Below are 24,929 nucleotides of genomic sequence, written 5' to 3'. Positions count from 1 at the left end.
AATTTGTAAAAAATATATAGCGTTTTTCATCGTTACGGGATATAAAAATAAAATTAAAGTTTCCCTGATTAAAAGATTTGAGCGTACCTCATAAGAGTAGAAATTGCTATATTAAATTTCACCCCCCCAAAAAGTACCATCGTAACGACGCAGAGGACGTACTGCACGAATTTTAACATCTATTCCGTTGCGTTTTAATAATAATTCTCTTGCCTTTGTCAAAGCACGAATTTGCGGTGATGAGGGATCATAAGATATAGTTTCTCCAAATACTTGATAATCTCCCGGATGTTTTGTACGATAAGCAACGGTAATTTTATTAGTAAAAGCTCTAGTTAATTTACGATCTTTGATATAAAGTAACATCATTCGATCGTCTATAGGATGATAATTAGGCGGAATAAATGACCATAATGGTGCGACTTTAAAAGCCTTTTTCGTCAAAAAATAGCAACTGGTGTCAATAAACCTATCAGGATGAGTGAAAGGACATTCCCCTAAAGGGCTACCATCAATACGAGTAAACAAGCGATTAGACAAGCATATAGCGGCTTTGGTTTTTTTATGTAACTCAACCAGAGAAGCTATGTGTTCGGGATGATACCAATTGTCACTATCAAGATAAGCAATGGCATCAAAACCTTGGGCAATAGCCGATAATGATCCAATGGCACGGGGAGTATCTCCAAAATCACCATGACCTTTTTCTAGGATAATATGTTGAGCATTCCAATCACGAATATAATCTTCTGGAACACCATCAGCGACAAAAATATGAGTACAGGGGTGAGTTTGTTGTATTACACTACAATGACATTTTTCCATCCATTCCCGTGGAGTTTTATAATAGGGAGTAATAACGGCAACTTTCATAAAAAATTAAGGTTATTTCACTTTGAGTATGATAAATTATGTTTTAAAAAAGGTGTTAGGTATTAGGTGAAATTAAAACTGTTAATTTATAACAATTGCATTTTCAAAATTCTATAACTCTTATATAAATAGAGTTTTAAGTATTATTTGTTAATAATTTATCGTAACTACTGTCGAAGAACCAAAATTAAGAATTTTCATAATTAATTAATAGTCCATTTTACTGGATCAACATTATAATATTTACTAACTTGCTCATAAAGTAAAGGATGATAAGCTTTTAAAAGTCTAGGTTTGAGAAAAAATCCTTCTGTTACCACTGCAAAAAATTCCGCAGGATTGAGTACACCATAGGCATCTATAACTGTTGGTTGTTTATTCTTCACGGCGTGACAATGATTATAATATTCTTGGGCAAAAATTTCTCCCCATACAATACTATCTTGTAAATTACCTAAGCGAGGCATTCCTGTAGCGTTGCCAAATTCTTGATCTAGTTGATGGGCAAACTCGTGTAAAATCACATTTTCTCCCTGAGAAGGAAATTGAGATTGTTTTGCTACTTCTGTCCAAGACAAATAAACTACTCCATCACGACCGCTTTTATTGCCCACAGAGGACAAACCTAATAATATTACTGGTTTTTCTTCTTGATTTTTACTCTCAATAACGATGTCAGAATAAATATAAATGTATTTAAGATAGGGAAAATAATTACGTATATTTTTTTCATCACCTAATAACAATATACAGGCTTGAGAGGCGATCGATAATTTAACTTCTGTGGTTATGGTAAAACCATTTTGACCGATAATTTGTTTTTCTGCTAAAAAAACTTTAATATAATCCTGTAATTCTAATTTTAAATTGTTAGGTAAAATTCGATATAAATAAATATTATTTTCTAAAAAGTTATGCCAATCAAAAGAAAAATTAACTTTTTTTAGATTACTTCTTCTAATTTTTACTTGATAAGGAAAGATAATGTAATAAATAATAATAAAAATTGTAAACAGTAAAATTAATAAAAATTCAGTCATAAACAAAAAATGACTATGTATTATTAGTGACGATAACAGTCCCAAATAGATTATGTCAAAAAGTATTAGATTTTTAAAAAGTATTAAAACTTTTTTCTAATAATTGACGGTTCACATCCTATTTAGAATTGCTATATTTTACAAAAAATTCCCTAGTCTTATCATCTTAAGCATCAAAATTACCTAAGTTGGATGCTAGAAACCTTATTATTAATAAACCTCAGTTCGATGCAAAATGTATGGGCAATACAATACAAGGTATAGGGAAAGTTTTAAACCTACGGTAAGACGCATTTAAGTTGGATATAATTTGAGGAAAAATAAATAAATCCTTTTCCCTATCCACCTGTCTTGTCTCTATCTACAGAAAACTACATGAGTTTTAGCTTAATTTATGGGTGAATTGCTTGATAATAGTCTCTTGTACCTTTAGCTGACATAGCTTCATTTAAGCGGTTAAGGGCGTGAATATAAGCAGATGTACGGGGAGAAACGCCAAATTCTTGAGCTATCCTCCAAACAGCTTCTGTTTCCTCAATCATTCTTACTTTTAATCTTTCTTCAACTTCGATCGTACTCCAGTATAAACCATTGCGATTCTGCACCCATTCAAAATAACTAACTGTCACCCCCCCCGCATTTACCAAAATATCAGGAAATACTTTAATACCTTTAGACTCTAATATTTTATCCGCAGAAGATGTAATGGGGCCATTAGCTACCTCAAAGATATATTTTGCTTTGATTTTGTCAGCATTGTGTTCGGTGATTTGTTTCTCTAAAGCCGCAGGAATTAATACATCCACATCTAGGGTTAATAATTGTTCATTAGTGATTACTTCATGTTCTATAATATTGCAAACACTGTCTTTACAGTAAACTCCTGTCACGGTAGGATGACTTTTTTTGTATTGGCGAATACTTGGTATATCTAATCCTTGACTGGCATAAATGCCACCTTGAGAATCGCTCACAGCGACTATTTTATAACCAGATTTTCCTAATAATTCTGCTATTTCAGCCCCCGCATTACCAAATCCTTGTACTGCGATCGTTGTGTCTGTGGGCATTTGACCGAATTTAGGTAAAATAGTATTAATGACATGGAATGCACCTGTTGCCGTCGCTGTATCTCGTCCTTTACTACCACCCATTGTCAAAGGTTTTCCCGTAACAACTCCAGGGGAAATACGACGGCGAATAATACTATATTGATCCATCATCCACCCCATAATCATCTCATTAGTATAAACGTCTGGGGCTAATATGTCTATGTCTGGGCCAATAAAATCGGCGATCGCCTCAATGTAACCTCTACTCAATCTTTCTAATTCTGCTTTGGATAATTCTTTCGGATTAACGGTAATACCGCCTTTTGCACCGCCAAAGGGTAAATTCAATAAGGCACATTTGAAAGTCATCCAAAAAGCCAAAGATTGCACTTCATCAAGACATACAGAAGGATGATAACGGACTCCACCTTTACCGGGGCCTCTTGTATCATCATAACGTACCCGATAACCTTGAAAAATCTGCAATGAGCCATCATCCATACGCACTGGAATTGAGACACTGAGACTGGCTTTGGGATATTTTAACCGACAAAACGCATCCTCAGAAATCAAGACATATTTTAACGCTTCTTCTAGTCTCACACTGGCATCGGCTAATAAAGACTGAGGCATAATTTTGAACTCCTTTTGATCCTACTTCTATTTAATCATTTTTGACAGATCGATCGTATAAATTGATACAATTCTTCTTTTATCTGTCATTGAGAATAAACATCGCATCTCCAAAGGAATAAAAACGATATTTTTCCTTAATGGCTTCTTCATAGATACTCATTAATTTTTCTCTTCCAATCAAGGCACTAACTAACATCAATAAACTAGATTTAGGTAAATGAAAATTAGTAATTAAACCATCTATCACTTTAAATTCATAACCCGGATAGATAAATAAATCAGTTTTACCCGAAAATGGTTTTAATACTTTCTGATTTTTATAAGCACCTTCTAAGGTTCTGACTACTGTTGTTCCTACTGCAATTACATTTCTCCCTGCTTTTTTTGTCTTTGTAATCAAGTCAACAGTTTTCTGATTCAGTTCGATCGATTCATGGTGCATTTGATGAGTTAAAATATCTTCAACTTCCACAGGGCGAAAAGTGCCAATACCCACATGAAGAGTTACAGTCGCAATGTTAATTTGCCTTTTTTTTAACTCTCTCAATAATTTTTCGGTAAAATGTAATCCTGCTGTGGGTGCAGCGATCGCACCCTGTTTTTCAGCATAAATAGTTTGATATTGTTGAGGATTAGCTTGAGAATTAGTAACATAGGGGGGAAAAGGAATATTACCTATCCTATCTAAAATCTCCCAAAAAGATTGAGATTTGGACACCTCAAACTGTAAAAATCTACCCCCAGTTATATCATCCTTCCCGATAACAATTGCTTTTAAATCATCACTAAAAATAATCTCACTACCCAAAGAAAAGCGTTTACCCGGTTTTACCAATCCCAACCAACAATTATTTTGTCTTTCTTCCACTAATAACACTTCAACTTCTGCCCCTGTAGATTTTTTTCCATACAAACGAGCAGGAATGACACGAGTATCATTTAAAACTAACAAATCTCCGGGTAACAACAAATCAGGCAGGTTACAAAAAATAGTATGCTCGATCGTGTTATTGGATTTTACTGTTAATAAACGAGAGCTATCCCTTGGAGTGACAGGATTTTGAGCAATTAACTCTGGCGGCAGATAATAATCATAACTAGATAGTTGTCTATCAAGATTCATTTCGCAACTTTCTAATCCGAAAAAATGAGAATTATTTTTTGATCTACTGATGCTGTTCAAACGTAAACAATTTTATTTAATAATGCGGATGGCGAGACTCGAACTCGCAAGGCAAAGCCACACGCCCCTCAAGCGTGCGCGTATACCAATTCCGCCACATCCGCAAAAGCTGAACCATAAAATATTATAACTTATTTTTTAATACATAGCAATAGTAGAAAAAGAGAAAACTGATAATTCCTCAGAAAAGTCTGCAAATCTTAACTTGGCATTGGTGAATCAGACTCTTATTGATACAATAACCTCTTAAGTCTTATCGAAAGTAAAGTAAATTGTATGAGTCGTGCTAATAAAGTAGTTTTAGCGTATTCTGGAGGAGTTGATACCTCCGTTTGTATCCCTTACTTACAAAATGAATGGGGTGTAAAAGAAATTATTACCCTAGCGGCAGATTTGGGACAAGGAGAAGAGTTAGCTCCTATTCAAGCAAAAGCTCTTAAGTGCGGTGCAGTAGAGTCTTTAGTGGAAGATGCGATCGAAGAATTTGTGACGGACTATGCTTTCCCCGCTATCAAAGCCAATGCCTTATATGAAAATCGTTATCCTTTATCTACTGCTTTAGCCCGTCCTTTAATTACTAAATTATTGGTAAGAGCGGCAGAAAAATATGGTGCTGATGCTGTAGCTCATGGTTGTACAGCAAAAGGCAATGATCAAGTTCGTTTTGATTTAGGTATCACTGCGTTAAATCCTAATTTAAAAATTCTTGCTCCTGCTAGAGAATGGGGTATGAGTCGAGAAGAAACTATTGCCTATGGAGAAAAATTTGGTATTGAATCCCCCGTGAAAAAATCTTCCCCCTATAGTATCGATCGAAATCTTTTAGGTCGTAGTATTGAAGCAGGGCCTTTAGAAGATCCCATGACTGAACCCCCAGAAGAAATTTACGCTCTAACTAAATCTATAGCAGATGCGCCAAATGAGCCTCAGTATGTAGAAATTACTTTTGAAAAAGGTATCCCCGTAGCCATTGATGGTGACGCATTATCTCCAGTTGCTCTCATTACCAAACTTAATGAAATTGCTGGAAATCATGGAGTGGGACGTTTAGACATGATTGAAAATCGAGTAGTTGGTATTAAGTCCAGAGAAATTTATGAAGCACCAGCTTTATTAGTATTAATCAAAGCTCATGAAGATTTAGAAAGCCTTACCCTCACCAGTGATGTTACCCATTATAAACGCTCTCAAGTTGACTTAATGTACACTCGCTTGGTATATGAAGGTTTGTGGTATGGTCCATTGAAAAGTGCTTTAGATGCTTTTATTGATCAAACTCAAGAAAGAGTTAGCGGTGTTGTCAGAGTTAAATTCTTAAAAGGTAATGCGACGATCGTGGGGAGAAGATCACATTATTCTCTTTACACTTCTGATTTATCTACTTATGGTAGTGATGACAAATTTGACCACAAAGCCGCCGAAGGATTTATCTATATCTGGGGATTATCTTCCAGAGTGTGGGCCGAAAAAACTAGATCTTAATACTGCTCGATCGTTTGTAATATAAAATTCTGTACGGTGGGCAATGCCCACCATTGAAAATAAATTGTGGAAAATCAGACAAAAAATAATGGAATGGTCACCAGAAGCTGAGGCAAAATTAAAAGAAATACCATTTTTTGTTCGCCCTGCGGCTAGGAAAAAAATTGAAAAATTTGCCATTGACAAACAAGAAACATTGATCACTGTAGAACTATATTTACAAGCTAAAGCCAAATTTAATTAAATCTACTCAATAATTTAAAAACAGTAGTACAAGTAGAAAAACTATATTTTTGGAGTTATTTTTATTCTTTCTTTCCCCTCTTAACCTTTTTATCTTTATCGGTAAACTTTTTATCTAATGAATTTATCATTCTCATCGGTATAGACGGGATTAGTAAATCTAGCATATAATATATATTGCTGTTTTTTTTATTAACTAAATTTAAGGAGGAAAAATCGTTGAGTAAACATACATTAAATGGCACAAGACGTAAACAAAGAAGAACCTCTGGTTTCCGTGCGCGTATGAGAACCGAAAATGGTCGTAAAGTGATTCAAGCTCGTCGTAGTAAAGGTAGAAAGAGATTATCAGTATAACTTATTGTTAAGTTTTTATTTTTTATTTCTAATAAATCACTATCTCTCATTTTTTATTGTAATCACTATAAATTTAGGTGGGACTACCATCACGACATAGACTTAAACGGCGGTGGGATTTTCAATCTGTTTATCAACAGGGTATTCGCCGCTCTAGTCTCAATCTTATTATTCGAGCTTTGCCCAGGACTGATAATTCTTCGGATTCATCTATTGATACAAAAATAGGTATTTCTATTAGTCGCAAAGTTAGTAAAAAAGCTGTTGTTCGTAACCGCATTAAAAGACAGATTAGGTCCGCATTTCGGGATTTATTACCGAAAGTTTCCTCTGGGTGGCTTATTGTTGTTATTGTTAAACCGTCAGCTCAAGAATGCAATTATGAACATTTTTTGAGAGAATTAGAACAGTTATTTATTAAAGCGGAAATAATTCATGGGCATTAGAGAAGATGTTTTTTATGAAGGTGGCCCTCATATTGGGGATCTCATTTTCAATATTCTATTAGCTTTTACCGTAATTTGTCTCCCTCTTACTGTTGGGGCGATCGTCCGTGCTATTTGGTTAAGATTTCGTATTACCGATCGACGAATTTCCATTACTGGCGGTTGGCAGGGTAAAGACCGTACTGATATTATTTACTCAGAAATTGTTAAAGTAGTCAAAGTTCCTAGAGGTTTGGGCTTTTGGGGTGATATTGTCGTAACTCTCAAAGACAGAAGCCGTTTAGAAATGCGTGCTGTACCTCGTTTTCGTGAAATTTATGATTATATTACTGATCGAGCCGCCGACAAAACTGGCCGTCCTAAAGATGTGATCGCACAGTAACAATGAACAGTGAACAATGAACAATTAACAATGAAAAGCGATCATTATCAATTAATATCTATTAAGAATTAAAAAATATAGTAAATTTAAAGAGATTACAATGGATTTTGGTATAGGTTTTATATCAACTAATATTATGTTGCCAATCCTAGACTTTTTCTATGGGATTGTGCCTAGTTATGGTTTTGGAATTATTGCTCTTACTTTAGTGGTGAGATTCGCCGTTTATCCTCTTAGCGCGGGACAAATTCGCAACATGAGAAAAATGCGCATTACTCAACCATTGATGAAACAAAGGCAAGAAGAAATACAGAAAAAATATAAAGATAATCCTCAGAAACAACAAGAGGAAATGGCAAAAATAATGCAAGAATTTGGGAATCCCTTGGCAGGATGCCTTCCTTTATTATTACAAATGCCCATTTTATTTGCTTTATTCGCAACTCTTAGAGGATCACCATTTTCCGATATTAACTACACTGTAGATGTGCAAATTTTTCCTCAAGAACAACTTGAACGTATTGTACCTCAACCCTTCAGCACTACGTCTCAAAACGTATTCATTAGCGATGGTGTACATAATAAAATTTCAGCTATTTTACCTACGGGAAATAAATTAACTGTTGGGGAAACTGAAAAAATTGAGTTTCAAACTATCGAAGGTAAATCACTACAAGATTTAATGGCTCAATATCCTGATAGTAATCTACATCCTCGTTGGCTTGTTACCAAAGGAGAAGAGAGAGTTATTGTAAGTGAGAATGGGGAAATTACTGCTTTAGGAGTCGGAGATGCCACCATTCAAATCACCATACCCGGTATCGCCGCCGATAAAGGTTTCTTGTTTATTAAGGCATTAGGCAGAGTGGGTGCAACCAATCCCGATGGTTCGATTAACTGGGATATTGTCGGTATGATCATTTTCTTTGGCGTGAGTATTTATCTTAACCAAGAATTATCCGGTGGTAGTCAAAAACCTGCGGGAAATGATCAACAACAAACGGTTAATAAAATTACTCCGATAATCTTTTCGGGTATGTTTTTATTCTTCCCTCTTCCGGCAGGAGTTTTAATGTATATTGTTCTTGCCAACATTTTCCAAACTATTCAGACTCTAATTTTAACCCGTGAACCTCTCCCAGAGAATATTCAAAAAATATTAGATGAACAAGAAAAAGCCGCCAAAGGTAGAGAAGTGATTCCTTTTGAGAAAAAAGCCACGAAAAAGAAAGAAAAAACGTCATAATCAATCACAATTTTTATATCAATTATGGATGAACAAATCCAACGAGGTCAAAAATGGCTGGAAACTCTCTTAAAATTAATGGGAGTTCCTGCTAATGTTAACTTGAACAGATTCGAGCAAAATGGAGATCAAATTATTTCCTGTTGGCTGACTATTGATGAAAGTACTTTAGATTTATCTAAAATTGAAACCCTCACGGGGAAAAAAGGAGAAACTATTGATGCGATTCAATATTTAGCTAATGCCTTACTTAATATTGGTGTTGAAGATGGTTCTCATCGTTTCTTTACGGTAGAATTGAATGGTTATCGTCTTCGTCGTCAAGCAGAATTAATGGCGATCGCACAAAGAGCTGCGGAAAAGGTGCGTATAACTGGAGTACCTGAAGAAATACGTTATCTATCATCAGTGGAACGCCGTCAAATTCATAGCATTTTGGAGAAATCCCCAGATTTATTCACAGAAAGTCAGGGAAATGAACCTGATCGACGTTTAGTGGTTAAATTAAGAGAGTAGTTAACAGGGAATAATTAGTAATTCCTCAATCAATCTATTCCGTTAGACCATGTTTTAAGGCAAATCTAACTAATTCGGTACGACTATTCGTACCAGTTTTACTAAACAGACGACTAACATACTTTTCTACATTTCTGACGCTAGTTTCTAAGGTTTTCGCTATTTCTTTATTCATTAACCCCTGGGCCACCAAGTCTAAGACGCTTTGTTCTCTTGGGGTTAGATCGATCGCCATGGGAGGTTCGGTTATAGTTAGTTTAGAGGTGTTTTCTAGCTTATCTTTGATGTCTTTCACTTCTCTAACTAATTCATCTAACTGTAGATTACCACCAGTATTTTCTTTTTGTAACTTTTTCTTTTCTAACAGATTTCTAACGATCGCTTCTAACTCATCTACATCAAAGGGTTTTGGCAAATAAGCGTCACATCCTGCCGTATATCCTTCAATTCGATCGGTTGTCATCCCTTTAGCTGTTAAAAAGACGACGGGTAAGTTGCGAAAACGAATATCATCCCTTAATTGTGCCAAAAATTGTAAACCATTAACCTCTGGCATCATAATATCTGAGATAATTAAGTCAGGAACATTGTGTTGTAATTTTTCCCATGCCTCTTTAGCATTACTTGCCACTTCTACTTGCCAATTTTCATTGTCATCTAAATATGCTTGTACTGATTCTCTGATACCGGGTTCATCATCTACTAACAATATTTTGTCAACTTCTGCCATAGGATTATCTACAATAAATTTGATTGAGCAAGGGAATCAAAATCACAAAAATATATAATTATTTATAGTCAATTTTTGCTTTTGAAAACGTTTTAAAAATATATAATTATTATGACATCATATTGGCATTTATCCCAAACTCATTTAAACATTTTAGAAACTTGTCCTCCTCTATTTCAAAAAAGCTATTTACAACAATTACAATCTTTACCCAATTTAACGAGAGAAGAAAGTAAAGAATGGGGGAATTTATTTCACTTAAAAATGCAACAATATTATGGAGGATTATCTTTAGATCAAATACTAACCAATGATCAAAACTTAAATGAATCTTTGAAGGGTTTAATTTTTGCTGTTCAAGATCTGGCTGAATCTTCAGATATTATTAGTAAAAAAGCCGAGTACCAAGTCAATTATACTTTGAGAAACTATTTTTTTACTGCTATTTATGACTTGATTATTTTATATCCTAATAAAGCTCTAATTTTTGATTGGAAAACTTATTTAAAACCTCAAAATGAAAAAACCTTAGTTAATCACTGGCAAACTAAATTATACTTATACATTTTGGCAGAAAATTTTAATTATAAGCCTGAGCAAATTTCTTTTACTTACTGGTTTGTTAAATTACCAAATAAAACACAAAAATTAGTTATTAACTATAATCAATCTAAACACGATCGAACAAAACAAGACTTAAATAATATCTTAGATAAACTTGAAAGTTTAACCTATCAGTATATAGAAAATAAAATAAATTTTCCTCATCATAGTAAATGTCAAAGTTGTCCTCATCGTCATCTTTTTTCAGAGTTATCTAATGAATCAGATTTAGAAAAATCAGTACCAAAATCTTTCGATGAAATTATAAATAGTTTTTGATAGTCTTCAGGATTATTACAATTAAAAAGTGTTTGTTTATTTTCTACTTTTAATTCTTCAACAATTTCTGTTTCTAACCATCTTTGAAAAGATCTATTTTTTCTCTCGATCGAGTTTAGCAAAGAATTTTGACAATTACCACGATAAAAACCGCATAAACATTCCCAACCTTTATTATTTTTTGGTAGAATTGCCATAGTTTTTTCATTTACATTTGGTAAATAATTAATCCATTTTTTCAACTCATTTACTGTTAAAAAAGGTAAATCACAAGCTAATAATAAAATCCAGTCACTTTTGACATAATTTAAAGCCTCTGAAAAAGCAATTAAACCCCCTTGAAAAGATGATGATTCAGAAATAAAATTGCATTGTAAAGGTAAAATCGATCGATATTTTTCGATCCAAGGAGTAACGACATAAACTCGATCGGTACACTTTTGTGCGATATGATAAATTTTAGCTAATAAAGGTTGTCCATTTATATCTAATAAAGCCTTGTCTTTTCCCATACGAGAACTTTTACCACCTGCTAAAATAACTGTTGTAATTTTCATTAATTAATTTTTACAATTATCCTAATTTTCTTACTACTGAGAAAGACCAAATTTTTAGTTATAGTTATTTTGTAAAAACAAAAAATCTTATACTATTTATCATAATTATAAAGTATAAATTTAAAATTTAAGTCCTCAATTATAGGGATTTAAAAGGGCAAAAATATAACTCATTAGTTTGGCATTTGCTATATATCAATTATTAATTACTTATTTTTCATTAAAATCATGGCTATTAGAATAAAAATTGCTCAAGATAAAGCTAATTTAGTGCAAAGTTTAGTGTTAAATAACGAGAATCCTCAAGGAGTATTTGTTACCTATGCTGATGTGATAGCATTTGCGGCGGCATTAGGAAAAAACCATAAATTTAGATTACCATTAGACTCGATCGCAAAAGAACCCTCTCCTATAAGTTTAGATGTTTTTAGTAGTCGTGGTTACGATGTTTTAATAAAACTTTTAGCTATCATAGAAACGGGTAATCCGCAAATTATTTCCAGTTATGACAGTACGGCGGAGGAAGAAAGAGTTAATATTTTTGAAGAATATGCTAATGGTGGATTAATGAAATTACAAGAACAATTAAGAGGTTCTGTTGACTATAGTGAAAGAATTTTACTGATTTTAAGCCATATTAAAAATCAATCATCTGATACTGTCACTAATTTTGATTTAACTAAATTTTTGCCTTAATTAAGAATATAACAAAGTTATGCTTTGAGATTATGAAATTTTGTGTATTTTTTGACAAATAAATGCTTTTTTGTTGATAATTTTATAAAATTAAGACACAATTCTAATGCTATCTTAAAACAGCCTCGATTATCGAAAGAATTTTAAAATAGATAAAATAATTTAATCCTCTACTATTTATTATTATGCGCACGATCGCCGAAATTAATGACAAAATCCTTAATGGTAAAGCTACAGTTTGGACGATCGAGGAATTAAAAGCCAAGGTCAAAAAATTAGGTATTAAAAAAACTTATGAAAAAGTAGATGTAATTTGTACTGGCACATTTGAACCAATGGAATCCTCTGGGGCGATTTTGAACTTGGGACATACTGATCCGCCCATGAAAATCCGTAAATGTTGGCTTGATGGTGTTCCCGCTTATGCTGGATTTGGGGCGGTGGATCTTTATTTAGGTGCTACAGCTTTAAGTGATTATGGTTCAGCTAATGATTATGATAATATTTCAAGTAACACTCCCGAAAAAGGTGGTTCTCATGTCATTGAAAGTTTAATTAGTGGGAAGTCTGTTACCATAAAAGCTATCGGACAAGTTACAGACTGTTATCCTCGTGCTTCTTTTGAATCGAGCATTACAGTAGATATGATTAATCAGTTTTATTTATATAATCCTAGGAATTTGTATCAAAATTTCATTGTAGGTGTGAATGGTGGCGATCGAACTCTATATACTTATTTAGGCCCTTTATTACCACGTTTGGGCAATGCTGTATATAGTAGTACGGGAGCAATGTCACCGTTATTAAATGATCCCAATTTAGAAGTAATAGGTATTGGCAGTAAGATATTTTTAGGTGGTGCGCAAGGTATGATTGTATGGGAAGGAACACAACATTTCCCTTTACAAAAAAGACTGCCAAATGATACTCCCATTGGCCCTGCTTCCACTTTAGCCTTAATTGGAGATGCAAAAAAAATGACAAGAGAATGGGTGAGGGGTTGTTATTTTAAAAACTATGGCCCTTCCTTAATGTTGGGAGTAGGTATTCCTTTCCCCGTGTTAAATGAGAAGATTATTGAACATTGTGCGGTAGAAGATGAAGATATAGTCGCCCCAGTAGTGGACTTTTCTATACCAAGAAGAGTACGTCCTAGTTTTGGTTTAGTAAATTATGCTCAGTTGAAACACGGAAAAATTAAAATCGAGGGACAAACCGTGAGGGTAGCATCTATAGCAAGTATGTATTTAGGGCGACAAGTAGCCGAAACGTTAAAAAAATGGATTTTAGATGGTAATTTTACTTTATCAGAACCCGTTGCTCCCTTACCTGTTGATCGAACTTTTGTTTCTCAAGACGGAGTTATTTAAAAATTAGGATTTAGGGATTAGGTATTAATTGTTAATTATTGTTTGATTTTTAATTGAAAAACACTTAGGAAAAAGCTAGAAAAAATTATCTGTAAACCTAATGCGATCGAAGTGACAGAAGGAATAACTAAACGCATTGTTAAGACAGGATTTAATAAGCCAAATCCAGTTGCTTCCCACTGAAACAGAGCAAAAATTGAAGTAATTCCGCCTAAGATAAATAAAATTATTCCGAGTATTAAACCTTGTTCTAAGGTAAATCGATCGAGGAGTTTAAATAACTTTTTATCAGGAGGTAATAAACCTTCTTGCATAGCATAAACCTTAGTAAAAATTGCAAAATTAACTAACTGAAATCCAATAATAATAGCAGTAGCAGAATATAATAAACTGTGAACTCTCGGACTAGCCAATAAAACAATGGTAGCAACCAAACCCATCAACATTAAAAAAAATCCGGGATAGAGAAATAACCAACGAGGGCTATATAATAATAAAAATCTTAAGTGTCGCCAACCATCACGCCATGTACGCAAATGGGGTTTACGAGAACGACCATCAGGAGATAAAGTAGTTGGTACTTCGGTTATTTTTAAGCCGTTTAGAGTCGATTTTACCACCATTTCTGAAGCAAATTCCATACCCGTAGTGCGTAAGTTTAGATTAAGAATAGCTTGTTTACGAAATCCTCTTAAGCCACAATGAAAATCATTACAAGGACTCTTAAAAAACAGTTTTCCTAATCTTGTTAATACAGGATTGCCTAAATATTTGTGTAAAAAAGGCATTGCACCTTCCTTAATACCTCCTTTAAAACGATTCCCCATCACTAAATCATAACCTCCTCTCAATTTCTCTAAGAAAGGATTTAATCCAGTAAAATCATAGCTATCATCCGCATCCGCCATGATAATATATTCCCCTTTAGCGGCGATAATTCCTCCCATTAAGGCACTACCATAGCCTTTTTCTTTCACCTTAACTAATCTTGCACCCATTTCTAAGGCGATTTCTTGTGATTTATCTGTACTCCCATTGTCAGCAATAACAACTTCCCCTTTAACCTGATATTCTTGTAGATACCATTGAGCTTTTTTGATACAAGTAGCAAGGGTTTCCGCCTCGTTTAAACAAGGCATAATAATTGATAGTTCGAGGGAATCCATGATTTAATTGATAATTAACAATGATTATTTTTACATATTATTTGAATTTTGTACAAAAAAGAAGAATCTCTGATGATTTTTAACTGAGTTAATAAATATTTTTACTAAAACTTATAATTAATTTCTATGATGAATAAATCTAATGTTAATCTCGGTATTTTTTTCGGATTAAGTTTTCTATTTTCCCTAATAATTCGATCGAGCTTAAAAGCAGAAGAAATAACAATAATTATCAATCCAGATAATGGAAATAAATACTTTTTAAGTCCAGAAATGTCATGGGAATCTGCTCAAGAATGGGCAAAAAAAATAGGCGGTAATTTAGTTACAGTAAATGATGAAAAAGAAAATCAATGGTTAGTAGAAACTTTCATAAAACCTGAGACAAAATTTTTATGGATTGGTATTAATGATATAGAAAAAGAAGGAAATTTTATCTGGATTAGTGACGAGAAATCAGATTATTTTAATTGGGCTGACGGTGAACCTAATAATAACATAGAACAAGGAGGGGAACATTTTGGAGCATTAAATGGTGTTGCAAATCCTTTTAATCGTCCTGTGGGTACATGGAGTGATGCACCTGCTCATGCTAAACTTCAAGGTATTGTAGAAATCTCTAAAGATCGTCAAATATAAAAAAAATATAACGCTTATGTCTTAACTTGTAGCTGTATGCTAGTATTAGGGTGCATAAATCAATCAGGTGCATTACTTTATGACTTTAACACCTCATACCCCAGCTGTCAAAGCCGCCGCAGGTTTTCATGCTTCCCTCTCTACAGAAAAAGATAAGTTTAATTGGGAATTTTTGTTTACTCGATCGATCGAATTTCGTCAGGAAACTATATACTTTATCATTGTCGATCGATTTTTGGATGGAGACGATCGAAATAATCCCGGTTTTAATCCTAATTTATATGATCCATCTCGACATTATTGGGGAAAATATTGGGGTGGAGATATACAGGGAATCATCGACAAACTAGAATACCTTAAAAATATGGGTATAACTGCACTTTGGATTTCTCCATTATTTGAGCAGGTGGAGTCTCTGCAATTTAATAACGCCCCCATGCACGGATATTGGACAAAAGACTTCAAACGTATCAATCCCCGTTTCTTAGCCCAAGGAGAAGAAAATTCCCTATTTCAATGTACCGCATTAAATCGATTAGTAGAAAAAGCCCACAATTTAGGTATTAAAATAATTCTCGATATAGTTTGCAATCATAGCAGTCCAGACGTTAGCGGAGAAAAAGGTAAACTCTATGATGATGGAATGTTAATTGCTGACTTTTATAATGATACGAATAATTGGTATTATCACAATCCCGAAATCACCGATTGGCAGAATGAATATCAACTTTTATATTATGAAATGGCAGGTTTAGCCACCTTTAATGAAAGTAACATTGAATATCGTAACTATATCAAAAGTGCCATTAAACAATGGTTAGATATTGGTATTGATGCCTTGAGAATCGATACCGTTAAACATATGCCCTTATGGTTTTGGCAAGAATTTATGGGAGACTTGAAAACCCATCGCCCAGATTTATTTGCCTTTGGAGAATGGGGTTTTAGTAATCCAAAAGATGGTAAATCTCCTCAATTTGCCAATGAATCAGGAATGTCTATTTTAGACTTTGGCTTATCTGGTGCAATTCGTGAATGTTTAGCCAAAAATGCGTCAGGGGGATTCCATTTAGTGCAAGAAGTGTTTAATCTTGATTATCTTTACAACACCGCCACAGAATTAATTACCTTCTTTGATAACCATGATATGCCTCGTTTTGGCAGTCTCAACCCTGATGGTAATGCTTTACGATTAGCGGTGGCTTTAATTATGACTTGTCGAGGTATTCCTTGTATTTATTATGGTACAGAACAGTATTTGCATAACGATACTAACGGCGGACAAGATCCCTATAATCGCCCTATGATGGAAAAATGGGATACTGACACCCCTATTTATCAAGATTTAAGTAGGCTATCCAAACTCAGAAAAATTAATCCAGCCGTTTCATTAGGTAGCCAAGTTGAAAAATATATCAACGATGATATTTACTGTTTTTTGAGACGTTATCGGGATTTTCGTTGTTTAGTCTGTATCAATAAATCCTATACTCATCAAACCATTCAATTAACTAACACTGAATTAGTGGATGATGAATATTACTGTATGTTAACAGGAAGTTCGATCGAGGTAATTAATGGAAATATTCAAAATTTACAATTACCCCCTCAAAGTGTTCTCGTTTTTAGTCATATTGGTAATAAAGTTAAAGGAAAAACGATCGTCAGAGCTCAAATTAACGGTATAAGTACTAAACTAGGAGAATCTATCATTGTCACAGGAGACTGTCCCGAATTAGGCAACTGGGATATTACAAAAGGATATAGACTTGAATATATTAACCCGAATACTTGGTTTGGAGAAATTTCCTTTAACGAAAGTGCTGGTAAAGCTATTGCCTATAAATATGCCTTAGTAAAAGATAATCATGAGGTAATCAGAGAGAAAACAAGTATAAGACGTTGGATTTTAGCAGAAGAAGGTATTGCTAAATGGGTTGATATTTGGAATATTCAATAAAGAATTAGCAATTAGAGTCATCCATAAAAATAAGGATCTACCTAAGTTCGATGTAAAAAATCTTAAAAAATAAGGCTTTAAGAGTAGTAACTAAACAAATTTTCTTCCTCTCTCGTACCTTCACCGACATTCTGTATCAAACTCAGGTGATCTATATTTTTTCCCAAAGTTTTTGGGGGAGAGCCAATTATCTGCCATAATTGGAAACTGAAGAGTCAACTAATGCTTAGTAGGGTGACTTTTTTTGATTAAGATTCAGGAAACTTGACTGTAATAAAATTACCTTTCACTTCGATTTTACCCCCTAATTTATTTATTTCTTCTCGTGCAATTTCTCTAGTTTGCTCATCTCTTGCATTCAGAAAAATAGTTAACCATGCTGAACCTGTTATCTTACGATTATCCGGTTCTTTTTGTAAAAATTTAACCATACTTTCTGCCAATAATGCACTATTTAAACTACTTTCTGTGTTTTCCTGCCTTGCCCAATCGGCCGCCATTGTATAAGAATATTTTGCTCCTTCAAGATCATTCAAAAATAAAATTTGTAAAATACCTTTATATAGCCATAGTTGATAAGCTAAAGTTTGTGTCGGTTTAACTTTTTCAAGGGCTTGAGTAATTAATTTTGCACTAACTTGAGGTTTTCCAGCAAATAAAGTTGTAGCGGGTTCGAGTAAAAAATAGGCGGAAACAAAACGAGGATCTCTATTTACAATGGTTTCAAATTGTTGTGGCAAAAGTTCATAACCAGTTATTTCTCTCGCCTTTGTATCTCCATAGTACTGAATAAAGTTCAAGTAAATAAAATCTGCAATTAAATTATCAAAACCTAAAGAGGGAATTTTTCCCATTAGAGTTAACTGCAATTTTTCTTTTTTTTCAATTTTTCGATATTCATTATCTGAGATTTTTTCATCTGATATTTTCAAAAAAGGACTTTGCAATGAAACAATTCCCATTACTGAGATTAAGATTAATAGGGAATTAATTAACCATTGTTTAATTATTATGTCCATCATCTCACTTTCTCATTAACTCCACAATTATTTCCATCAATGGGTGGATCAATTTGTAACTCGGCATCAATTGATTGACAAATTATAACTTGATAATCTCCTGAGTTTACAAAGACTCCCCCGGAAAACCCCCTAGTCCCATCAATCGCAAAATTATTATTTACTAACTGTATTGTTGTGGAATTAGGAGTGTTAACAAAAATAAAATCATCTATGTATTTATTGTCAATGGTTATATTTAACTGCCGTAAAATATCTTCATAATTCACTGCATTTGCAAAAGTTCCCTTTTCCCAATGATAAGCCTGTTGAGACCTATTTATTGTTCCTATGGCATTCTGAAACTCTAAATTTCTTGCTTTTCCCACCTGAGTTAAAAAGTTAGGTATGGCAATAGCAGACAAAATTCCAATAATAACCATAACAACTAAAAGCTCAATCAGAGTAAATCCTTTAGTGTGAGTATGAGAAGGACGATTAAGTGTAAGTATTTGCCCATATAAAAATAGTTTTTCCATCGTCTTTTTCCAATACCATAAATTTTGTTAGATTATTTCAATCTGTATTGTTAATATTTAAGCCAGATGGATTAGTTCCACCTGGCTCAGAAGTTTTACTTCTTAAAGATTATTTGAAGCACTCAAATTAGGGATTTTATCTTACAACAACACTGTTGGCAGGACAAGCATCAACAATACCAGAAGGGGTTAAGTTAGTGGGAACAGCTAAAGAGTTAGCGATCGCATCACTTTGACAAATTACCTGACCATATTGACCTGCGGCATGAGCGATACCACCGGAATAAGCACGAGTACCATCATTAGCCGAGTTAGTATTTGCAGGTGCAACAGTTGCACTAACACCAGAAGAAGCAGCAATACCAAAGTTAGGGCCGTTGGTGATGTATTCAGTAGGGATAACAACTCCTAAGTTGGCAGTAGTAGTAGCAAATGCTTGACGCTCGAAGTGATAAGCCTGTTGAGAGCGGTTAACGGTACCAGTTGCATTCTTGATTTCAGTCTCTCTAGCTTTACCAACTTGTCCTAATAAGTTGGGGAGAGCAACGGCGGCTAATACACCGATAATGATTACTACCACTAATAGTTCAATTAAGGTAAAACCTTCACTGTTAGCTTTTTTGTTGCGGAGGTAGGATAAATATTTTAAAGTTACTTCGGGTTTCATAATTCTTTTCTCCTGTGAGAGTTTAGATTTAAAAGTTTGTTTTTTCTTCTGACTTCAACTTACCCACGATCGATCATAAACCTATCACCTTTGTCTAAAATTTTTTATTTGCTTGAATATGTTTAATACCTGAGTTCGATGTCTTAGTCTTAAACTTTAATAAATAAGGAAAAAGGAGTGTTAATCGGACAAAATTGGGACAACTCAGAGATTTTAAATTTAACAAGCAATGGAAATAAATCAATTATTTATAGTTTTGAATCAATCATTATTACTTTTCCCTATTCCCTATTTCCTTTTCCCTCTTTTTACCAATAGTCTTATGGTTCACCCTTGGTACTATAAATTGAGAATAAGAGAAACTTAATCATGACGTAGCAAAAAAAAGAATTATCAACTATCATTTATCTCTGATAAGTATTTTTAAGATTCATGAACACCAGTACAAATTCTAGTGCGATCGAAAATGAGTTAAAAAAGTTAGTGGGGGAAATAAATTGTTTAGCAGAAGAATCCCAAGAAAATATTTTTGATACACTTTTAATCCTTCGGGAATTGGAATCGTTACATCGCAAAATCCGACAAGAAATGTTTGAACCTGCTTTACCAGACACTCGTCACCGACTTTATATATTGTTGAGACATTTGGAAGAAGTTGGCGGTTGGCCTTATATTGAAAGAATGAAAATTAGAGATATTTGTCAAAAATTGCTCCCCGATGAACGAGAAGTCCGTCAATAAATTTACCATTTATCTACGAGAAACAGAAAAACGATGAGGTTTTTGTATTTTCATAATCCTTCCGTTGGCAACAGCTTCCACTAAGCCAAAGACAATAAAATTAGTTAATAAAGATGATCTACCATAACTAAGAAAAGGTAAAGGTATCCCCGTAATGGGTGCTAATCCCATTGTCATGCCAATATTAATAATTGTTTGAAAGGCGATCATCGCTAATACTCCGATAGCTAATAATGACCCAAAATTGTCTCTCGATCGCAAGGCAATCATGATCAATCGCCAACAAATTAACCAATAAATCAGAATAACAACTATACCACCAACAAAACCAAATTGATCTGCGATCGCACTATAGATGAAGTCAGTATGTTGTTCAGGCACAAAATTAAGATGAGTTTGGGTAGCATCAAGAAAACCATTACCATAAATTTTACCAGAACCAATAGCAATTCTGGACTGTATTAAATGATAGCCTCCTCCTAGGGGATCTTTTTCTGGTGTCAGAAATAAAGTTAGGCGATCTTTTTGATAAGGTTTTAGTAAATCCCAGAGAAGATGTCCTAATTGCCCTGCGGTGTAATTAACAAAGAGGGTAACTAAAGCCCAAAGAGATTTTAAATTATGGGGCAGAGTAAACCATGCAATTAAAATCATGGAGATGATAAAAATAAGCCAGATGGGAAAAACTATATTAAACAAAAAAGCCGATATAAGAGGGGATAAAATCAACAAAATCCAACCTAGATTCGCATTTGCCCAATACAACATCGTTAAAGTAATTGCTCCAAATACTAATCCTGTGCCTAAATCTGGTTGAATCATAATCAATGCCCAAGGCAACGCTACCGTAGCCACAATAGGAAGAAAATTAGGTAATTTTGAGGCATCTCGGTAATGTAGTAAAGCGGCTAAAGAGATAATTAAAGTAACTTTTGCAAACTCAGAAGGTTGAAATTGAAAACCCGCTATATTAATCCAACTTTGCGCACCATTAACGGTTTCTCCGGCAAAAATCACAGCGACTAATAGAAAATTCGTAATAGCATATGTAATCCAATGATACTTTAAAAGCAATTCATAGCGATAGTTTGATAAAGCAAGTAATACGATCGAACCAATAACAACCATAATTAATTGTTGTTGCCAATCAGTGCCTTGTTTATAAATTTGAGTACTATAAATAATTAAACTACCGAAACTACTAATACCAATAATTAAGGCAATCAGAAACCAATCAAGATTTTTTTTGTCATTCACGTTTGCTAATTGAGGAAATGGAAAATATTGTTAATTATCTTAATGCCATAATAGATACTTTCGCTGCGATTTGTTGAGCTATTTTTGTTAGTGCTATAGCAGAAGCCGATTCTGGATTGCCTATCACAATAGGAATACCACTATCCCCCCCTTCTCGCAGAGAAATTTCTAGGGGGATACAACCTAATAAAGGTACATTTAATTCTTTAGATGCTTTTTCTCCACCACCAGAGCCAAATAAGTCATAATTACGATCGGGCATATCAGGAGGTATAAAATAGCTCATATTTTCCACTAATCCGAGAATATTTGTACCTAACTGTTCAAACATTTTTAAACCTCTACGAGCATCCTGTAAAGAGACATTTTGAGGCGTCGTGACAATTACTGCTCCGGCTAAAGGTGCGGCCTGTGCTAAGGTTAATTGTGCATCACCTGTACCGGGTGGCATATCAACAATTAAATAATCTAATTCACCCCAGTTGACTTGATACAAGAATTGGCGTATGATACCGTTTAACATAGGGCCTCTCCACATTACAGGCTGATCGGGATCGATTAAAAAGCCCATCGAAACCATTTTAATACCATGATTAAAAGCAGGTTGCAGAATATCACCACTAGGAGATTTTTCCACCTCAATAGGTACATCATTTAAACCTAACATTGTGGGAACATTTGGCCCATAAATATCCGCATCTAATAACCCAACTTTAGCGCCAAGTAGAGCAAGAGCAACGGCAACATTGACGGAAACAGTACTTTTCCCGACTCCACCTTTACCACTGGAAATAGCAATGATATTTTTAACTTTATTCACCGATTGCCTATCAGGTAAAGATTTTTGTTGAGGAGTTTCGGCGGTAATTTCAATGGAAACAGATTCTACGCCTTCTAATTTTTTAACGGCTATCTCACAATCTTCTCGGATAAACTCTCTTAATGGACAAGCAGGAGTCGTCAAAACGAGAGTGAAACTAACATTACCATCTTTTACCGCCACATTGCGGATCATATTCAATTCTACTAAACTTTTTTGCAATTCAGGATCTTGAACGGGTTTTAATACTTCTAAAATTGATTCGGTAGTTAACATAATTTTTTATATTAATTTTTGTTTATAGCCTTTTATCTATCAATAAACTTTTATTTATTATTAATTATCAATGTAAATTGATCAACCTGATAATACCTGAGTTCGACATAAAAAAATGATGAGAATAGGAGTTAAGTACCAAAGCAAAGTAGATTGTATATTTTAAAATTAATGAAAATAACTCATAATCTTTGTTGTCTCTTGCCTTTTGTCTTTCAGAAAGTAAACATACAATTAATTTTGCTTATCTACTTAGAATATAGGGGATAGTAGGAGAAATTAACTTAAACAATACGATTCTCAAATTTATCTATTTACCTGAGTTTAATGCAAGAATCTTTAGATATGGGCAGGTTTTAGCCATGATAGTTTTAGGTTAATTTTTCAATTTTCGTTCAATTATTGAATTAAATTAATCGAGTGAGAAATCAATTATTAATAATTTTTTATCAATTCTTTACCTAATTCCTAACACCTAATTCCTAACCCTTAAAATCTCATATCTTTATTAATGTTAATTATTAAGTATTAAAGGCTGACGGTATAAGCATCTGTAACGCCCGGTACTTTTATAATTTCTTCTAAGATACCTTCAGGCAAAGGATCATCAATAGTTAACACCATGACGGCATCACCACGCACGATCGTACGTCCTACTTGCATACTGGCAATATTCACATTGAAATTTCCTAATAAAGAGCCTATTCTACCAATAATACCGGGCATATCTCTATGTAAGGTAAACAACATATAATTATTCGGCGGAACGTTCACTGGATAAGCATTTAAGTTGGTAATTCGAATTTCACCGTCATTAAGTAATGCACCTCTAACGGAATGAGTCCCTTTTGTACCAGTAGCTTCTAAGTAAATGGAGTTACTATAATCTCTGATAGTTGCATCTCTGGAATCGATAATGTGAATACCCCTCTCTTTAGCTTCGATCGCTGCGTTCACATAGTTGACTCTCTCTCGTAATGCTTTTGAAAGTAAACCTTTGATAGCGGCAATCACTAGAGGTTGACTACTATTTTCTGCCAATTCTCCTTCCAATTTTACATTAAAACTCTCCACTCGATCGCCAGCTAATTGTCCCACAAGGTTGCCTAAAGTTTCTGCTAAACGCATATAAGGACGTAATTTTTCCATCACATCGGGACTTAATCCGGGTATGTTAACAGCACTCCTAGCTGGTAATCCTAAGAGAACATCTCGTATTTGTTCTGCGACATCGATGGCCACATTAACTTGTGCTTCGGCAGTAGAAGCACCTAAATGAGGAGTCAAAATAATATTACTACCTAAATCTCTTAACTTAGACTCTCCCAAAGGTTCGGAGGAAAATACATCTAAAGCGGCACCTGCAATTTGACCATTAGCTAAGGCTTCATATAAGGCATCTTCATCAATGATACCGCCACGAGAACAGTTAATAATGCGGGTAGTGGGCTTCATTTTTGCTAAGGCTTCAGTATTGATGAGGTTAGCAGTTTCTTTAGTTTTAGGTACATGAAGAGTAATATAATCAGATTCGCTGAAAATAACATCTAAATCTACTAAAGTGCAACCTAATTGATTAGCTCTTTCTTGAGATATAAAAGGATCGTAGGCTAAAATTTTCATGCCCATCGCTTTTCCTACTTTCGCAACATGAGAACCAATTTTTCCTAAACCTACAACTCCAAGAGTTTTTTTGTACACCTCCGAGCCCATGTAGTTTTTTCGATCCCATTTTTTCGCCTTTACGGATTGGTTAGCATCGGGAATATGACGAGAAAGGGATAACATCATCGCTAAAGCGTGCTCGGCGGCAGCGATCGTATTTCCTTCAGGAGAATTAACGACAACAATACCTTTACGGGTGGCAGAAGGAACATCCACATTATCAACCCCTACACCAGCACGACCAATAATTTTTAGTTGAGTTGCGGCCTCAATGACTTCGGAAGTAACTTGAGTACCTGAACGAATCATTAATCCATCGTAATTACCGATAATTCCTGCTAATTCTGTCGGGGATAATCCTGTTTTTACGTCAACTTCTGCTACTTGAGAAAGAATTTTAATTCCCGCTTCATCTACGGGATCAGACACTAGAACTTTTGCCATTGTAAAATTAAATATAGGTTTCTATTTTATCTTTTGCGATACACAGTCAAGGATTATCGATCGCAC

Annotated in this window: 26 protein-coding genes and 1 tRNA gene; 13 read left to right on the top strand and 14 right to left on the bottom strand. The window is 34.2% G+C overall.

Translation table 11 applies throughout. The features are described 5' to 3' along the window. Positions 1-111: 111 nt before the first annotated feature. The 5 genes from GM3709_RS05760 to GM3709_RS05740 form a co-directional block, all read right to left on the bottom strand. Positions 112-873, bottom strand: a complete 762-nt coding sequence (locus tag GM3709_RS05760; protein ID WP_066117119.1) for a glycosyltransferase — start codon at positions 871-873, stop codon at positions 112-114. 203 nt (positions 874-1,076) lie between these two features. Then, positions 1,077-1,913, bottom strand: a complete 837-nt coding sequence (locus GM3709_RS05755; RefSeq protein WP_066117117.1) for a M90 family metallopeptidase — start codon at positions 1,911-1,913, stop codon at positions 1,077-1,079. Positions 1,914-2,305: 392 nt separating this feature from the next. Continuing rightward, positions 2,306-3,598, bottom strand: coding sequence for a Glu/Leu/Phe/Val dehydrogenase (locus GM3709_RS05750; RefSeq protein ID WP_066117115.1), 1,293 nt, complete (start codon positions 3,596-3,598; stop codon positions 2,306-2,308). A gap of 79 nt (positions 3,599-3,677) precedes the next feature. Continuing rightward, positions 3,678-4,724, bottom strand: coding sequence for a tRNA preQ1(34) S-adenosylmethionine ribosyltransferase-isomerase QueA (gene queA, locus GM3709_RS05745; RefSeq protein WP_066117111.1), 1,047 nt, complete (start codon positions 4,722-4,724; stop codon positions 3,678-3,680). 83 nt (positions 4,725-4,807) lie between these two features. Then, a tRNA-Leu gene (locus GM3709_RS05740) sits at positions 4,808-4,888 on the bottom strand. 172 nt (positions 4,889-5,060) lie between these two features. Here GM3709_RS05740 and GM3709_RS05735 point away from each other — a divergent pair. The 7 genes from GM3709_RS05735 to GM3709_RS05710 all read left to right on the top strand — a co-directional run bounded on the left by GM3709_RS05735 (position 5,061) and on the right by GM3709_RS05710 (position 9,456). After that, a complete protein-coding gene (locus GM3709_RS05735) occupies positions 5,061-6,266 on the top strand; it encodes an argininosuccinate synthase (RefSeq protein ID WP_066117108.1) in 1,206 nt (401 codons plus the stop codon). Positions 6,267-6,309: 43 nt separating this feature from the next. After that, positions 6,310-6,510: a PCP reductase family protein gene (locus tag GM3709_RS05730; RefSeq protein ID WP_231937621.1), complete on the top strand. Its 201-nt coding sequence runs from the start codon at positions 6,310-6,312 to the stop codon at positions 6,508-6,510. Between the two features lie 218 nt (positions 6,511-6,728). Further along, positions 6,729-6,866 (top strand): 50S ribosomal protein L34, encoded by a 138-nt coding sequence (gene rpmH / locus GM3709_RS18975; RefSeq protein ID WP_071828019.1) that lies wholly within the window; start codon positions 6,729-6,731, stop codon positions 6,864-6,866. A gap of 77 nt (positions 6,867-6,943) precedes the next feature. Next, entirely contained in the window at positions 6,944-7,312 is a 369-nt protein-coding gene (gene rnpA / locus GM3709_RS05725) for a ribonuclease P protein component (protein ID WP_066117105.1), read from the top strand. Continuing rightward, positions 7,302-7,694 (top strand): PH domain-containing protein, encoded by a 393-nt coding sequence (locus GM3709_RS05720; protein ID WP_066117102.1) that lies wholly within the window; start codon positions 7,302-7,304, stop codon positions 7,692-7,694. Before rnpA ends, GM3709_RS05720 begins: the two co-directional genes overlap by 11 nt. A 100-nt stretch (positions 7,695-7,794) precedes the next feature. Continuing rightward, positions 7,795-8,940, top strand: a complete 1,146-nt coding sequence (yidC, locus tag GM3709_RS05715) for a membrane protein insertase YidC (protein WP_066117099.1) — start codon at positions 7,795-7,797, stop codon at positions 8,938-8,940. A gap of 24 nt (positions 8,941-8,964) precedes the next feature. Continuing rightward, the gene (locus GM3709_RS05710; protein WP_082712944.1) at positions 8,965-9,456 is read left to right on the top strand and encodes a R3H domain-containing nucleic acid-binding protein; all 492 of its coding nucleotides are present in this window, start codon (positions 8,965-8,967) and stop codon (positions 9,454-9,456) included. A 34-nt stretch (positions 9,457-9,490) separates the two neighbouring features. Here the strand turns inward: GM3709_RS05710 and GM3709_RS05705 are convergent, their stop codons facing one another. Further along, on the bottom strand, positions 9,491-10,186 hold the full coding sequence (locus tag GM3709_RS05705) for a response regulator transcription factor (RefSeq protein ID WP_066117093.1): 696 nt from the start codon (positions 10,184-10,186) through the stop codon (positions 9,491-9,493). Positions 10,187-10,297: 111 nt separating this feature from the next. On the opposite strand from GM3709_RS05705, the gene GM3709_RS05700 reads away from it, so the two are divergent. Further along, positions 10,298-11,068: a PD-(D/E)XK nuclease family protein gene (locus tag GM3709_RS05700; RefSeq protein ID WP_066117090.1), complete on the top strand. Its 771-nt coding sequence runs from the start codon at positions 10,298-10,300 to the stop codon at positions 11,066-11,068. On the opposite strand, the gene GM3709_RS05695 is transcribed toward GM3709_RS05700, so the two are convergent. Continuing rightward, entirely contained in the window at positions 10,984-11,625 is a 642-nt protein-coding gene (locus GM3709_RS05695) for a molybdenum cofactor guanylyltransferase (protein ID WP_071828018.1), read from the bottom strand. The two genes, GM3709_RS05700 and GM3709_RS05695, sit on opposite strands and share 85 nt — an antisense overlap. Positions 11,626-11,853: 228 nt before the next feature. On the opposite strand from GM3709_RS05695, the gene GM3709_RS05690 reads away from it, so the two are divergent. After that, a complete protein-coding gene (locus GM3709_RS05690) occupies positions 11,854-12,321 on the top strand; it encodes a DNA phosphorothioation-associated protein 4 (protein ID WP_066117088.1) in 468 nt (155 codons plus the stop codon). Between the two features lie 185 nt (positions 12,322-12,506). Next, positions 12,507-13,691: a homocysteine biosynthesis protein gene (locus tag GM3709_RS05685; RefSeq protein WP_066117084.1), complete on the top strand. Its 1,185-nt coding sequence runs from the start codon at positions 12,507-12,509 to the stop codon at positions 13,689-13,691. A gap of 35 nt (positions 13,692-13,726) precedes the next feature. Here the strand turns inward: GM3709_RS05685 and GM3709_RS05680 are convergent, their stop codons facing one another. Beyond that, positions 13,727-14,830 carry a glycosyltransferase family 2 protein gene (locus tag GM3709_RS05680; protein WP_231937620.1) on the bottom strand — a complete coding sequence of 368 codons (1,104 nt, stop codon included), beginning with the start codon at positions 14,828-14,830 and terminating at the stop codon, positions 13,727-13,729. Between the two features lie 153 nt (positions 14,831-14,983). Between GM3709_RS05680 and GM3709_RS05675 the strand changes: the two genes are divergently transcribed. Beyond that, positions 14,984-15,496 carry a C-type lectin domain-containing protein gene (locus GM3709_RS05675; protein WP_082712943.1) on the top strand — a complete coding sequence of 171 codons (513 nt, stop codon included), beginning with the start codon at positions 14,984-14,986 and terminating at the stop codon, positions 15,494-15,496. A gap of 79 nt (positions 15,497-15,575) precedes the next feature. Beyond that, entirely contained in the window at positions 15,576-17,456 is a 1,881-nt protein-coding gene (locus GM3709_RS05670; RefSeq protein ID WP_066117075.1) for an alpha-amylase family glycosyl hydrolase, read from the top strand. Positions 17,457-17,704: 248 nt separating this feature from the next. Here the strand turns inward: GM3709_RS05670 and GM3709_RS05665 are convergent, their stop codons facing one another. The 3 genes from GM3709_RS05665 to GM3709_RS05655 all read right to left on the bottom strand — a co-directional run bounded on the left by GM3709_RS05665 (position 17,705) and on the right by GM3709_RS05655 (position 19,660). After that, the gene (locus tag GM3709_RS05665) at positions 17,705-18,478 is read right to left on the bottom strand and encodes a hypothetical protein (RefSeq protein ID WP_158506704.1); all 774 of its coding nucleotides are present in this window, start codon (positions 18,476-18,478) and stop codon (positions 17,705-17,707) included. After that, positions 18,475-18,993, bottom strand: coding sequence for a type IV pilin protein (locus tag GM3709_RS05660; RefSeq protein ID WP_066117070.1), 519 nt, complete (start codon positions 18,991-18,993; stop codon positions 18,475-18,477). The genes GM3709_RS05665 and GM3709_RS05660 overlap by 4 nt, the downstream gene beginning before the upstream one ends. Before the next feature lie 136 nt (positions 18,994-19,129). Next, entirely contained in the window at positions 19,130-19,660 is a 531-nt protein-coding gene (locus GM3709_RS05655) for a type IV pilin protein (RefSeq protein WP_066117067.1), read from the bottom strand. A gap of 432 nt (positions 19,661-20,092) precedes the next feature. Here GM3709_RS05655 and GM3709_RS05650 point away from each other — a divergent pair, with 432 nt between their 5' ends. Next, entirely contained in the window at positions 20,093-20,401 is a 309-nt protein-coding gene (locus GM3709_RS05650) for a hypothetical protein (protein WP_066117065.1), read from the top strand. Between the two features lie 9 nt (positions 20,402-20,410). Here the strand turns inward: GM3709_RS05650 and rodA are convergent, their stop codons facing one another. From rodA to serA, 3 genes are all read right to left on the bottom strand, one after another. Continuing rightward, positions 20,411-21,658 (bottom strand): rod shape-determining protein RodA, encoded by a 1,248-nt coding sequence (gene rodA, locus GM3709_RS05645; RefSeq protein ID WP_066117063.1) that lies wholly within the window; start codon positions 21,656-21,658, stop codon positions 20,411-20,413. Positions 21,659-21,692: 34 nt separating this feature from the next. After that, positions 21,693-22,754: an Mrp/NBP35 family ATP-binding protein gene (locus tag GM3709_RS05640; protein ID WP_066117060.1), complete on the bottom strand. Its 1,062-nt coding sequence runs from the start codon at positions 22,752-22,754 to the stop codon at positions 21,693-21,695. 528 nt (positions 22,755-23,282) lie between these two features. Beyond that, the gene (gene serA / locus GM3709_RS05635) at positions 23,283-24,863 is read right to left on the bottom strand and encodes a phosphoglycerate dehydrogenase (protein ID WP_066117057.1); all 1,581 of its coding nucleotides are present in this window, start codon (positions 24,861-24,863) and stop codon (positions 23,283-23,285) included. Positions 24,864-24,929 lie beyond the last annotated feature (66 nt).

Source organism: Geminocystis sp. NIES-3709, assembly GCF_001548115.1.
Classification (GTDB): Bacteria; Cyanobacteriota; Cyanobacteriia; order Cyanobacteriales; family Cyanobacteriaceae; genus Geminocystis.
This window is presented reverse-complemented; position numbering and strand designations above follow the sequence as displayed.